Origin of the sequence: Streptomyces sp. NPDC059874 (assembly GCF_042731135.1) — a bacterium.
Lineage (GTDB): Bacteria > Actinomycetota > Actinomycetes > Streptomycetales > Streptomycetaceae > Streptomyces.
In genome coordinates, this window is record NZ_JBHWJY010000016.1 from 106,139 (window position 1) to 118,650 (window position 12,512).

Genomic DNA, 12,512 nt, shown 5'->3' on the forward strand with positions numbered 1-12,512 from the left:
AGGCCCGGCTCGAAACGATGCGACGCCGATCGGGCGACGCAAATGAACCCACAGGATAATTACGGTTACCGCAGGACCAATTGATCGGCTTCTGCTCTCTGCACGAAGTGACTGGTGTGATCGCGTGCTCGCCGCCGTGGCGCCTCGTCCAAGCCGGAATCACCCCGCATCTGGTCTGCTCAAACCGAGGATGGCAAAGGCTCAATGGCCGATGGCGGGTTGTCAAAGGACTTTGTACGTCAGCTCGTACAGAGACAAAGACAGCGCGCCGATTGCCTGGGTTCGTTCTCCAAGGCCTACCTCGGATGGGATGATCTTCGCCCCGCCGATGAATCTGACCTGGTCCGTTGCCTCGTTCACTTCGTGCAGAACGATGTCGATCGGTGTTTGGTTGACGAACGGCACGAACCGCTCGTCGAACTCGAACACGTCTCCTTCCCGCATCCGTAGCTGTTCGAAGGTGACGCCGTCGCCTCTGCTCACGAGGATCTCGTCCGCACCATCCGGGTCCTGAACCCTTTTCGCCTCCATGAACAGAAGCTTGGCGAAAGCTGCATCTCCCATTTTGAATCTCCTATTGCTTTGGTGTCGGGGCGCATATACGCCCGGTCAGTGGGTCGGCGACCGCAGTATCCGATCGCCTATGTTCGCGTCAGGTCACGGACGAGACGGGTCAGCTGAGGTGATGGTGCAACTTTCAACTCCATTTGCAACAAGCGCCGGTAGTCCTGGTACCGCTTGACCGCGCAGGCCACGTTTCCCTCGGCCAGGTGGACCTCGACGGCAATCCGGTGAGGGGTCTCGCGGAACGGGTCGATGGAGACGGCTGCGAGCGACGTCTGCAAGGCGGACAGATGGCGGCCCTCGGTCTGGAACTGCTGGGCCAGCGCCTCCAGGGCGTACAGCCTCAGCTGGTCCCAGCGTTCGCGTTCGACGAGCAGCCATTCGTCGTCCCAGCCGGGGAGCAGGACCTGGCTCAGGTCTGCCACCAATCGGTCCCCGTCACTCGATCCAGGGAGTTTGCCGTCGCCGGACACGAGGCGGTCGGCCGCTTCCCACGCCTCGTGGAAGTCGACCGAGAAGGCGGGTGCGAGCGCGAGGCTGCGATCGACGCTGTCTATGGCGGGGACCGGGCCGAGCTTCCTGCTCTGGCAGAGCGCGGACCGTAGATTGGCCGCGGCGCGGCAGGGCGTGCAGTCGGGCCACAACTGCTCCGCCACCGAACGTCGGTGCGTGCCCTCGCGGTGCAGGGCCAGGAAGGCCAGCAGCCGCTGAGCTGCGATGGAGACGGCGACGCGCCGCCCTCCACAGGTGACTTGGAAGGGCCGCAGGACTTCGAGTTGGGCTCCTTGCGACACGCCTCTCACTGTGCGCGAGGGCACATACGGCTGCAACCGGGCAGGACGTACGAGTCGGGCACCGGTCCTACCGGGTCCGTCCCTTCCCGACGCTGTACGTACGCCGTCAACCACGAGGCAGGAACGTTTCTGCAACGGATGGCGGGACTCCTCCGAACGCCTCCGCGACGACCGTCGAACGTCTTGCACCGGACGAGGGAACGGCCCCGGAACGCGCCCGTGGGACATGTTTCTCATGGCCCGGCGCGTCACAGGCGACGGCCGGACCGCTTCGGACCGAATCAGTGCACGTCGAGACAGTGCAGTACTCGGAGGTTCAGCATGGATATCCGGTCGGTGGTGCGCGGGGTGGCCGGGGAGCAGGAGCTGATCGGCAGCCCTGAGGTGCGCGTGGCGGTCCTCGACGGCCCGGCGGACCTGTCGCATCCCTGTTTCGCGGGATCGAACCTCACCCGGCTGCCCACCCTTGTGTCGGGTCCGGCCGGTCCGGGGCCGATGTCGCTGCACGGCACGCATGTCACGAGCCTGCTCTTCGGGCAGCCCCGTTCGCCGGTACCCGGTCTCGTGCCGCGCTGCACGGGCCTGCTGCTCCCTGTGTTCCGGGAGTCCCCGGACGGCCGGGCGACACGCGTGCCGCAGCTGGACCTGGCGCGGGCCGTGGAACAGGCCGTGGAGGCGGGAGCCCACGTCATCAACATCAGCGGTGGGGAGCGGACCCCTGGGGGCGCACCGGACAGCATGCTGGAGCGGGCGCTCCGGCTGTGCGAGCGCAGCGGCGTACTCGTGGTCGCCGCCGTCGGGAACGACGGGTGCGACTGCCTGCAGGCCCCCGCTGCCACGGCGTCCGTACTCGCCGTGGGGGCGGCCGACGCCTTCGGAGCGCCGCTGGACATCAACAACTGGGGCGCCGCGTACCGGCTGAACGGAGTCCTTGCCCCCGGACAGGACATCCGGGGCGCCGCGCCCGGCGGCTCGGTCGCCTCGCTGACCGGCAGCAGCTTCGCCGCCCCGGCGGTGACCGGGGTCGTCGCGCTGCTGGTGGCGCGGCAGCTGGCCGAAGGCCGCAAGGCCGACCCTCTTGCCGCGGGCCGCGCCGTGCGCGAGTCCGCGATCCGTCCGCCCTGCGGCCCGGACGACTCACCCGAGTGCCGCAGGCTGCTCGGCGGCCGGCTGAACGCCGCCGGTGCCTTCGCCCTGGTCAGCGGGGAGGGAAGCCTGATGTCCGCCGTTCCCGGGACGACGCACACCGAAGAGAAAGAGAGAGCCATCGTCATGGACACGCACCCCGTACACGCGCAGGCCGAGGAACCCTCCGAGGCCGTGCCCGCAGTCATGTCCCAGGCACTGGCGGGCGCCGGAGCCTCGGCGCCCGCACCGCAGACCGCGTTCCCACAGGTCGCACCTGCACAGGCACCGGTCCCCGGTGAGGCGCCGGTCCCCGTGCCTCCGTCCTCTGACTCGTGGCCCGCGCCGCCTCCCTTGCCGCCGGCGATGCCGCCCGCGCCTCCGGCGATGCCGCCCGGGGTGCAACCGGCGGGACAGGCCGAGGCGCAAGCCGCAGCACCTCCGACCTACGCGGCTCCTGCCGCACCCCCTGCCTATGCGGCCCCCACGTCACCCCACGCCTATGCGGCACCTACCGTCTACGCGGCTCCAGCCGCGCCTGTCGCCTATGCGGCACCCGTGGCCTACGCCGCACCGGCCGCCTACGCGGCGAACACCGGCGCCTGCCCGTCCTGCGTCGGATGCGGCGGTACCTGTGGGGGCGCGGGCGGACAGCCCAGCGGGAGCGGTGCCGCCCCGTCCGCCCCGGCGCCGACTCCCGGGAAGCAGTTGATCTACGCGATCGGCACCATCGGCTTCGACTTCCAGACCGAGGCCCGCCGGGACAGCTTCCGCCAGCAAATGCCGTACCACTTCGTTCCGGCGGCGGACGGGCAGCCCGAGAGGGAGGAACAGCCGAACATCTACGACCCCAAGCAGCTGCACGCCTATCTGAGCAAGAACCCGTGGGCCTCGGACAAGCTGACGTGGACGCTCAACGCGGACGCGACCCCGCTCTATGCCCTTGAGGCGGAGATGCCGGTGGGCATGGACTGGACCCGGCCGATCATCGACAAGCCCAAAATGACCCCGGAGCAGGTACACGATCTCGCGGCCGATGCCGCAACCAATCCCGACCACAAAAAGCTCACCGAACTCCTCGAGACCCTCTCGTACCCGCCGGTCTCCTTCGTCTACCGGACCTTCCGGGACGCGCTCCTCGGACAGGCCAAGAACAAGGAAGACGTCGACTTCGTCTCCCGGGTCTCGATCCCCGGAGTCCTCACGGACCGTACCGTCCGGCTGTTCTCGGGCCAGGTCGTCCCTGTGGTCGAGGTCAAGAGCCGCGGCCTGTTCACCTGGAACGAGGCGCTGCTGGTCAACGCCGTCTTCGCGGAAGTGGTCAACAGGAAGGTGGCGCAGGCGCGCAAGGAGGCCCAGGAGGCCGGTGGGAACCAGGCGGCACAGGACGCTGCCGCGAAGAAGGTCCGCGAGGATTTCGCCGGCGAGAAGGGGAAGTTCCTCAAGCGGAGCATTCGCGCTCTGCTGGACAAGATCTACTGGAAGTTCCGCAACCTCGGCCAGAGTTCCGGCGACCGCGCGCTGAACGCGGCGGGCACCAACGCGTTCCTGGTCGGCGCCGAGATCCAGGACGGCATCCTCTCCGCGGAGCACGTCCCCGGCAAGAACAACAACTTCTACTCGCTGGACACCGTCAGCGTCTCCAAGAGCCCCTTCTGCCGCCCCGGCTCGGACTGCCAGGACGTCACCCTGACCTTCTTCGACCCGGAGAACGACGCGCGTGCGGCGGTGTCGTACCTGTTCACCTTCGACGTGAGCGACGACCTGCCCGTCAGCCTCGCTCCGGTCCACACGTTCATCGGCAGCGTCTGACTGCCGGCCCAACCGAGGAGCCTCCCATGGACAAGACCAGAACCCCGGTACCTCCCTCACTCCCCCTTCAGGCACCGCCGGTCTGCCGCGAACCGTCGCAGGAGCCGCAGGAGCGGTACGACGGCCACGGCGTGCAGGCGGCCCGCTCGGGCTGCGCGGATCTCTGGGGGCCTGCGCGGCAGATGTGTTACGCGCAGCGGTCGCAAGAGCTCTGAGCTCGCCGCAGCGGGAGCAGGACAACGGGACGAGCCTCCGGCGGCAACCGCCCGCCGGCCAGTCACCAGGTGAAAGGTGAGAAAGATGAACGAGCCGTTTGCGCGGCGTGAGGAGAGGCCGGCTCCGTTCGGCACTCCGCGGACGCCGTTCCAGACCCCCGCCATCGACCGCGACCCGACCGGGCCCAAGGGCTCCGGCGACGGCGTCGACGGCGTCGAGGCCAACTTCAACTGGGGCAAGGCCCTGGGCATCGTGAAGGACATCCTCTTCTAGAGAGCGCCATGCACCATCCGTCGCAGCGGCGGTGGCGGGCGCTTGGGTCCCCCGCCACCGCCGCACCGTCCTGAGAGGACGCCGGGATGAACAGAGAGATCCCGCAGAGTGCAGCGTCGTCCGCCACTCCGCGGACGCCCTTGCAGGCACCCGCGGTCGATCGGAGCCCCACCACTGCGGCACACGCAGGCACCGGCTCACCGGGCGTCGAGGCCAACTGGGAAATTCCCTGGACCCTCATCGGCCATGGAGCCAAGGGAGCGTTGGATGCCTGGCTCGCCAGCCGGGCTTAGCGCCTCGGCGCTGTAAAGAAAGGAAACGGACATGAACGAGGACTTCTCGCCCAGAGCCGGCCCGTCGGCCGTTCTGCTGCAGACACCCTTCCAGGTGCCGGCGGTCGATCGGTGCCCGACCGCTCCGGCACGCGCCGACGCCGACTCTTCGGGCGCCGAGGCCAACTGGCAGATGCCCTGGAAGCTGCCCGTCAGCTACGTCAGAGCCCCAGACCTTGGCTGGTAGAGCCTCGGCACCGTAAGGAAAGGAAACGGACATGAACGAGGACTTCACACCGCGAGCGGCCCCGTCGGCCGTTCTTCAGATGCCCTTCCAAGCGCCGGCAGTCGACCGTACCCCTACGGCTCCGAGGGCCGCAGGCACCGAGGGCGGAGGCGTCGAGGCGGACTTCCTCCCCTTCCTGGCACCTTTCGTGCCTCTGGCTGCGAAGGCGATCGGAAGCCTCTTCAAGTGATGGCCACGTGTCGGCGGCGGGTCCTCCGCCGTCGGGGGCGAGGCCTTGAAAGGAGGGCGGCATGTACGACAAGTCCGAAGCGGGCACCGCGGACCGCGGGGCCCGGCTCAACCTCCCCGTGCTGGGGACGGTGGAGCGCCGATGGGACACGTACCAGCCCTTCCTGAAGCGGGTGCGCGTCTATCACCCTGAGGAGGACCCGAACAAGGTGGGCTACGTGCTCGAGGAGCCCCCGCCCAAGTCCATCTTCGGCTCTGCGGTCGGGGACCCGTCCGCCTCGGACGGCCTGGACGATCGGGGCTGGAGCTGCCCGCCGGGTGAACCCTGCACATGGCTCGGCCCAGTTTAAGGAGGCGCCCCTCCCCGGCCGTCGCCTGCCCGGCAGCGGCCGGGGAGATCGCTGCCCCGGCGCGTTCCGCTACCGCTGGATGGTGAAAATAACAGCAAACAGCCAAGCCTTCTCTTTCAACTGTCACCCGGCCCTGGGAGCGCGTGTGCCCCGGGGCCAGGGGTCCGCACAGTACGTTTTGATTCTGCACGTTCCGAGTCGGCTCGACACGAACCGAAACGATAGGCCAGCTGTGACGGGGAGGGTGGGACGTGTGAGCTTCTTGCTCTTATTCTGACCGGACGGTTTCGAACCTGGGAGGTTCTCCTGATGAGCCCCACACCCGGCCGCTCCGCCCGCGCGGCCGTCGCCGCGTTCCTCGCCGCCGTCCCCGGCGAAGCCACCCGCCGCCTGCGCAGCACCTACCTCCAGGAGTACGCCGCCCACCTGGCCACCCTCAAGGAGTGCCCCGAAGCCGATCTCACCCTGGCCGACCTCCTCGACCCCGCCCACGCCGAAGCCTGGCTCAGCGCCGCCGCCTCCGGCGAGACCCGCCGGCGCAACAGCCTGCGCGGACCCGCCGCCCCCGCCTCCGCCAACGCCATGGCCGCCCGCACCAGCACCCTCAACACCTTCTCCGCCCACGCCGGACACCCCCTCTCCCTCACCGTCCCCAAACCCGAATTCGCCCCCCGCCTCAGCCCCACCGAAGCCCACCGCACCCTGAAACTCCTCACCGCCCACCAACCCGAGGGCATCCTCGACTCCACCTGGGAACGCACCACCGCCCTCATCGCCCTCGCCGTCACCACCGGCCACGGCCTCGCCCGCCTCCAGAACATGACCCTCGACGACCTCCAGCTCGACCGCCCCCTCCCCCGCGCCCGCGTCGCCGGGGCCTGGTATCCCCTCGACACCGTCAGCCGCCACGCCCTCGCCCGCTGGCACGACACCCACCACGCCCTCACCGCCGGCCACCGCAAAACCCTCCACGGCGGCGACGTCCACCAGCTCTGGGTCACCACCGCCCCCGGCCGCCCCCGAAACGGCCGCCCCGCACCCCCCGCCGGCCTCCCCGCCGCCCGCCGCACCCTCGAAGCCGCCCACCGCCGCCTGGTCACCCTCGCCCTCGGAACGCCCCTCCTCCTCGAGCAGTTCTGCCCTGCCGACTCTGCCGAAGCCTGAGGAACACCAACCGGCATTCGGGAGGATCGGTCCGGGTTTGGCGGTAGCGGTCAGTCTGCGCCGAGATCGAGTTCTCGGGGTTGGGGAGCAGGTCGCGGGCGGCGCGGATGATCTCGGGGGTGGCGACGGTGGGTCGGCCGCCGACACGGCCGCGGGCGCGTGCGGCGTCCAGGCGTTCGCGCAGAGAGCGGAAGCCGATCTCGCGGCGGCGGCGTTCGCCGAACCATGGTGACCAGGTCCTCGAGGGACCGGCCGTAGCGGTCGAGCGCGGGGACGAGGCGGCATGCGCATGGCGGTGGCGGGTGAGGGGGTGCCGGCCTTTCTTCGCGCTGGTGGTTGTCTGAAATTGGTCCTGCGGTGATCGTCATGGCGAGGGGTGAGCGCCCCCGATCAGTAGGCCAGTGCGGTCATGTGGTCGGGGTGGTGGGCGGCGACGTCGTGGGCGGCTCGGACGAAGGCGGCGACGGCTGCGGATCGCGAGGTCTCCGGCCAGGCGACCATGACCGCGCTGGGGCTGAGGCCGGTGACCGGCCGGTATGCGATGTCCGGGCGCTGGTGCCGCTCGGTGGTGGAGCGTGACAGGAACGCCACCGCCTGCCCCAGCGCGACCACCTCCAGGAGTTGCTCGACACTGGCCACGAGCGGCCCCTCAGGAGGGTCGGCCGGCGCCAAGCCCCTGTGGCCATCGCCTGCTTCCGCTCCGTCGTATCCGGTGTAGTAGGCGGTGGTGGAGGGGGCGGCCCCCTTCCAGCGCGGGATCGGTTCGCCCTTGAGGTCGGTCAGCCGCAGTCGCCGGCGTCCGGCCAGGCGGTGCGCGGCGGGCAGGACGGCCAGTCGCGGCTCGACCACGAGTGTCTGGGAATCCAGCCCTTGACCGTCGAACGGGCTGCGCAGCAGCGCTACGTCGGCACGGCCGTCCCGCAGCATGGCGATCGGCTCTCCGCTGCCGCCGACGACGACTTCAGGCGGCGGCAGATGCGAACCCGTCCCCCGGTAGGCGGCGAGGATGTCCCGCAGCAGCCCGGCATCGCCTCCCGGCTTGACCGCCACGACGAGCTGGGGTGTCGGCTGACCGGCCCGGCGTGCTCGCCGGGCCGCCGCGTGCACCGCGTCGACCGCGATCCGGGCCTGGTCGAGCAGCACTTGACCGGCGTTGGTCAGCCTCACCTGCCGGGTGGTGCGCTCCAGCAGGCGTACACCGAGCCGGGACTCCATCTGAGCGATCGCCTTCGACAGCGGGGGCTGCGCCATCCCCAGGCGTTGCGCGGCCCGGCTGAAGTTCAGTTCCTCGGCGACCGCGATGAAGTACCTCAGCTCCCGCACCTCCAGCTCACTCATATCTGTGGACTATAGATCCAGAGTCTTCCGGTCTTTCCCTGCCGCCCGTGGGTGAGGGGAGGCTGGGTGCCATGACGACTTCGCAGAAGACTGCTTTGATCACCGGCGGGAACAAGGGCATCGGCAAGGAAACTGCGCGCAGGCTCGCAGCCCTCGGCATCACCGTGCTGATCGGCGCCCGCAACGCCGAGCGTGGCGAGGCGGCGGCCGAGGAGCTTCGCGCGGGCGGCGCCGACGTACGGTTCGTTCCGCTGGACGTCACCGACGAGGCCTCGGTCCAGGCCGCCGCCAAGCACGTCGACGCCACGTTCGGCCGCCTCGACATCCTCGTCAACAACGCCGCGATCGCCGCCGGACCGCAAAAGCCGAGCGAAACCCCAGCCGCCACCGTCCGGCAGGTCTACGAGACCAACGTGTTCGGCGTCATCGCGGTGACCCACGCCATGCTCCCCCTGCTACGCCGCTCCGCCGCCGCACGCATCGTCAACATGTCCAGCGAACTCGGCTCCCTCACCCACCTGGCCGACCCGGGCAGCCCGTGGTCCGCCTACTCCTCGATCCTCCTCCCTTACTGCACCTCGAAGAGCGCGCTGAACGCGATCACCGTGCTCTACGCCGATGAACTGCGCGCCGAAGGGATCCTGGTCAACGCGGTGAGTCCCGGCTATTGCGCGACCGACCTCAACCGCCACACCGGGATACGCACGGCGGAGGAGGGCGCGGCCGCCGCGGTCGACCTGGCGACGGCGGGCGAGGACGGCCCGACGGGCGCCTTTTTGGCCGAGGGCGGGCCGATTCCCTGGTGAGACCATGCCGCACCGTCTCCGCCCGAAGCCTGCCGGGGTGTTTTCAACCCCCGCGGTGACGATCACTGGCCTCTTGCACGGCGCCCATCCCCACGGGCCTTACTGGGGTCCCAGTAGCTCTCGCAGAAAAAACAACGCCAAGGAATGATCCGCAGGTCAGCGCGTGGGATCCATCGCGGCCTTCTGCTCGTCGTGCTCGCGCAGCATCCGCATCACGGTCGCCGGTGCGGGGTGCTGGCCGCGCTTCTTTCCGGTGCGGATGACGAGGCGGGAGGCGATCTCGCGCAGCGACAGGTGTTCCTCGTCGCGCAGCCGGAGCGCGGTGGCGAGCATGTCCTCGTCGGAGACCTTCGTACCGCCGATGGCCTTGCCCTTCGACCGGGCGGTCTCCTGGCCTTCGAGGGTCTTGTCGCGGATGTAGTCGCGTTCGGACTCCGCCATGGCGGCGAAGAACGCGAACAGGGCGGCCCCGTGGCCGGCGGGATCGTGCTTGCCCGCCAGCGGGCCGGTGAGGAACTCCAGCTCGATCTCGGCGTCGCGCAGCTCCTCGGCGACCTTGAGCAGCTCCAGGGCGCCGCGCCCCAGCCGCTTCATCTCGTGCACCACGAGCGTGACCTTCGCCCCCAGTGAGCGGTACTCGCGGGCGGCGGCGAGGGTCGCTTTCATCTCCGGGCGCTCGCGCACGCGGGTGCTGATCTGCTCCTGGAACAGCCGGTGGACCTGGGAGGCTTCGAGGGCGTCGACCTGTGACTGGATCTCCTGGGTGCGGGTGGAGACACGCGCGTACCCGAGACGGATCTCCATCGGGACGGCGGGCGCCGCGAGCTTCTGCACCGGTAGAGCGGTCCAGGCCGAGCCGGGATGCCGGACGGCGGGGGTGGCCACGTGGAGTTCGGAGCGGAGCGCGGGGACGAGTTGGAAGCGGGCGGTGTGGTACTTGAGTGCGACCTTGCCCGCGGTGGTCCGGCAGGGCGAGCCAGCCGGGGCGGTGCAGGTGGACATCGGGCACTTGTGCGCTTCGACGAGCTTGTGCGGGTCGGTGATCACGCCGGAATCGTTTCACGAGTGCGTTTCACCGATCAAGAGCAAGGAAACGACTGGTGAAACGCGGCGGCCTGCGGGAACGTCGGTCGGGCACCGTGTTGCAACAGGGACCACCTATGAAACACCCCGGCCGCGAGACAGTGCATCCGCCCCAGGGGGACGGATGAATCGTGTCATAGCGCCAGAATCAACCCATCGACACTAAGCTGACGCGCGATCACATTGAGTGATCGCGCGGTCTGTTGTCGGCGGCGTGGTCCGGCCGGCGGAGGCCACCCCTTGTTCGTGAGGCGGAGGTACCTATGGGCAGGCACGATGGCAGACAGGCTGAGTCGTATCGCGGTCCGAGGCCCGAGAGGAGAGCGCTTCGGCCGTGGTCATGGGCGTGGCTGCGGGCCTGCACGGCGGGGCTGGCCATGCTGGCGGGACTGGCCTTGCCGGCCATCGCGCCGACCCCTGCATGGGCCGACCCGGGCCCGAACGCCTACGTCGCCAACTTCAACTCGAATAATGTGTCGGTGATCGACACCGCCACCAACGCGGTCACCGCCACCGTCGGTGTCGGCACCAACCCGATCGATGTGGCGGTCGCTCCGGACGGCCTGCACGCCTACGTCGTCAACAACGGATCGAATAATGTGTCGGTGATCGACACCGTCACCAACGCGGTCACCGCCACCGTCGGCGTCGGCAGCCAGCCAAGGGGGGTCGCGGTCACCCCGGACGGCCTGCACGCCTACGTCACCAACGCGACCTCGGGCAATGTGTCGGTGATCGACACCGCCGCCAACGCGGTCACCGCCACCGTCACCGTCGGCTCCTTCCCGACCGGTGTGGCGATCACTCCGGACGGCCTGCACGCCTACGTCGCCAACGCGACCTCGGATAGTGTGTCGGTGATCGATACCGTTGCCAACGCGGTCATCGCCACCGTCACCGCCGGCTCCAACCCGTTCGGTGTGGCGATCACTCCGGACGGCCTGCACGCCTATGTCGCCAACACGGCCTCGGGCAATGTGTCGGTGATCGATACCGTTGCCAACGCGGTCATCGCCACCGTCACCGTCGGCACCTTCCCAAGGGGTGTCGCGATCACCCCGGACGGCCTGCACGCCTATGTCGCCAACGGGGGCACGAACAATGTGTCGGTGATCGATACCGTTGCCAACGCGGTCATCGCCACCATCGGCGTCGGCAACGGCGCGAGGGGTGTCGCGATCACACCAGACGGCATGCACGCCTACGTCACCAACCAGAACTCGGCCAATGTGTCGGTGATCGATACCGCCGCCAACGCGGTCATCGCCACCGTCGGCGTCGGCACCGGCCCGTTCGGGGTGGCGATCGGCACGCCGCCGCCGGCCGGCGTGGACGTATCGGTCACCAAGGCCGGGCTGGCCACCGTCAGCCTCGGCGACACCGCCTCCTACACCGTGACGGTCACCAACAACAGCGCCACGCCCGCCACCGGCGTCACGCTGTCCGACACCCTCACTGGACCCGGCACACTGCTGTCGGCCACGTCCAGCCAGGGCAGCTGCACCACCACATCCACCAGCGCCAACTGCACCCTGGGCACCCTCGCCCCCGGCAGCGCCACGGTGACCGTCGTCGTCGAACCCACGGCCACCGGCACCATCTCCGACACCGCCACGGCCAGCGCCACAGAATCCGACCCGGTGCCGGCCAACAACACCGACACTGCGAACACCACGGTGAACAACGCCCACGGCTGCACGATCCTCGGTACCAGCGCCGCCAACACCTTGGCCGGCACATCCGGCAACGACGTGATCTGCTCCTTCGGCGGCAACGACAACATCAGCGGCGGCAACGGCAACGACACCGTCTTCGCCGGATCCGGAAACGACATGATCAGCGGCGGCAACGGCAACGACACCCTCAACGGCGGACCCGGAAACGACATGATCAGCGGCGGCAACGGCAACGACACCCTCAACGGCGAAGACGGCAACGACACGCTCAGCGGCGGCAACGGCGCCGACACCCTCAACGGCGGATCCGGAAGCGACACCTGCGCCACCGGCCCCGGCGACACCGTCACCAACTGCCCGTAGCGAAGACACGACACACCCGGCGGCGGTCTGAGTGACCGCCCGCTCCCACCCCTCCTGACCCGCCCTGCTGCCCTGCGCTGCTGCAGTCGCAGTGGGGCGGTTCACCGCCGAGGGGCCCCCCGGGCGGGGGGCCGGGGGGGGGGGCCCGGCCCCAAGCCGCGGCAACCCCCCCGCCGGGGGGCCCCCCGCCCCCGGGCCCCC

The 12,512-nt window shown here is 69.5% G+C and carries 11 protein-coding genes; 7 read left to right on the forward strand and 4 right to left on the reverse strand.

Annotation, left to right across the window (positions count from 1 at the left end; genetic code table 11):
* Positions 1–222 precede the first annotated feature (222 nt).
* Together ACFV9H_RS12370 and ACFV9H_RS12375 are read right to left on the reverse strand one after the other, a co-directional pair.
* On the reverse strand, positions 223–564 hold the full coding sequence (locus tag ACFV9H_RS12370; protein ID WP_385396796.1) for a hypothetical protein: 342 nt from the start codon (positions 562–564) through the stop codon (positions 223–225).
* A gap of 77 nt (positions 565–641) precedes the next feature.
* Positions 642–1,358: a BTAD domain-containing putative transcriptional regulator gene (locus ACFV9H_RS12375; RefSeq protein WP_385396797.1), complete on the reverse strand. Its 717-nt coding sequence runs from the start codon at positions 1,356–1,358 to the stop codon at positions 642–644.
* Between the two features lie 321 nt (positions 1,359–1,679).
* On the opposite strand from ACFV9H_RS12375, the gene ACFV9H_RS12380 reads away from it, so the two are divergent.
* The 5 genes from ACFV9H_RS12380 to ACFV9H_RS12400 all read left to right on the forward strand — a co-directional run bounded on the left by ACFV9H_RS12380 (position 1,680) and on the right by ACFV9H_RS12400 (position 7,045).
* A complete protein-coding gene (locus ACFV9H_RS12380) occupies positions 1,680–4,295 on the forward strand; it encodes a S8 family serine peptidase (RefSeq protein WP_385396798.1) in 2,616 nt (871 codons plus the stop codon).
* Positions 4,296–4,595: 300 nt separating this feature from the next.
* The gene (locus ACFV9H_RS12385; protein ID WP_385396799.1) at positions 4,596–4,784 is read left to right on the forward strand and encodes a hypothetical protein; all 189 of its coding nucleotides are present in this window, start codon (positions 4,596–4,598) and stop codon (positions 4,782–4,784) included.
* A 324-nt stretch (positions 4,785–5,108) separates the two neighbouring features.
* A complete protein-coding gene (locus tag ACFV9H_RS12390) occupies positions 5,109–5,303 on the forward strand; it encodes a hypothetical protein (RefSeq protein ID WP_385396800.1) in 195 nt (64 codons plus the stop codon).
* Positions 5,304–5,593: 290 nt separating this feature from the next.
* Positions 5,594–5,881 (forward strand): hypothetical protein, encoded by a 288-nt coding sequence (locus ACFV9H_RS12395; protein WP_385396802.1) that lies wholly within the window; start codon positions 5,594–5,596, stop codon positions 5,879–5,881.
* A 309-nt stretch (positions 5,882–6,190) separates the two neighbouring features.
* Positions 6,191–7,045 carry a hypothetical protein gene (locus tag ACFV9H_RS12400; protein WP_385396803.1) on the forward strand — a complete coding sequence of 285 codons (855 nt, stop codon included), beginning with the start codon at positions 6,191–6,193 and terminating at the stop codon, positions 7,043–7,045.
* Between the two features lie 390 nt (positions 7,046–7,435).
* Here ACFV9H_RS12400 and ACFV9H_RS12405 read toward each other — a convergent pair whose 3' ends face one another.
* Complete coding sequence (locus tag ACFV9H_RS12405; protein ID WP_385396805.1) at positions 7,436–8,383, reverse strand: LysR family transcriptional regulator; 948 nt, start codon at positions 8,381–8,383, stop codon at positions 7,436–7,438.
* Between the two features lie 71 nt (positions 8,384–8,454).
* Here ACFV9H_RS12405 and ACFV9H_RS12410 point away from each other — a divergent pair, with 71 nt between their 5' ends.
* Positions 8,455–9,189, forward strand: coding sequence for an SDR family oxidoreductase (locus ACFV9H_RS12410; protein WP_385396807.1), 735 nt, complete (start codon positions 8,455–8,457; stop codon positions 9,187–9,189).
* A 156-nt stretch (positions 9,190–9,345) separates the two neighbouring features.
* Here ACFV9H_RS12410 and ACFV9H_RS12415 read toward each other — a convergent pair whose 3' ends face one another.
* Positions 9,346–10,236: a recombinase family protein gene (locus tag ACFV9H_RS12415; RefSeq protein WP_385396809.1), complete on the reverse strand. Its 891-nt coding sequence runs from the start codon at positions 10,234–10,236 to the stop codon at positions 9,346–9,348.
* Positions 10,237–10,535: 299 nt separating this feature from the next.
* On the opposite strand from ACFV9H_RS12415, the gene ACFV9H_RS12420 reads away from it, so the two are divergent.
* Positions 10,536–12,311: a beta-propeller fold lactonase family protein gene (locus ACFV9H_RS12420; RefSeq protein WP_385396811.1), complete on the forward strand. Its 1,776-nt coding sequence runs from the start codon at positions 10,536–10,538 to the stop codon at positions 12,309–12,311.
* Positions 12,312–12,512 lie beyond the last annotated feature (201 nt).

Coding starts and splice junctions, on each gene's coding strand:
- ACFV9H_RS12420 (WP_385396811.1), top strand. CDS start 10,536: ATGGGCAGGCACGATGGCAGACAGGCTGAGTCGTATCGCGGTCCGAGG.
- ACFV9H_RS12405 (WP_385396805.1), bottom strand. CDS start 8,383: ATGAGTGAGCTGGAGGTGCGGGAGCTGAGGTACTTCATCGCGGTCGCC.
- ACFV9H_RS12370 (WP_385396796.1), bottom strand. CDS start 564: ATGGGAGATGCAGCTTTCGCCAAGCTTCTGTTCATGGAGGCGAAAAGG.
- ACFV9H_RS12395 (WP_385396802.1), top strand. CDS start 5,594: ATGTACGACAAGTCCGAAGCGGGCACCGCGGACCGCGGGGCCCGGCTC.
- ACFV9H_RS12400 (WP_385396803.1), top strand. CDS start 6,191: ATGAGCCCCACACCCGGCCGCTCCGCCCGCGCGGCCGTCGCCGCGTTC.
- ACFV9H_RS12410 (WP_385396807.1), top strand. CDS start 8,455: ATGACGACTTCGCAGAAGACTGCTTTGATCACCGGCGGGAACAAGGGC.
- ACFV9H_RS12380 (WP_385396798.1), top strand. CDS start 1,680: ATGGATATCCGGTCGGTGGTGCGCGGGGTGGCCGGGGAGCAGGAGCTG.
- ACFV9H_RS12390 (WP_385396800.1), top strand. CDS start 5,109: ATGAACGAGGACTTCTCGCCCAGAGCCGGCCCGTCGGCCGTTCTGCTG.
- ACFV9H_RS12385 (WP_385396799.1), top strand. CDS start 4,596: ATGAACGAGCCGTTTGCGCGGCGTGAGGAGAGGCCGGCTCCGTTCGGC.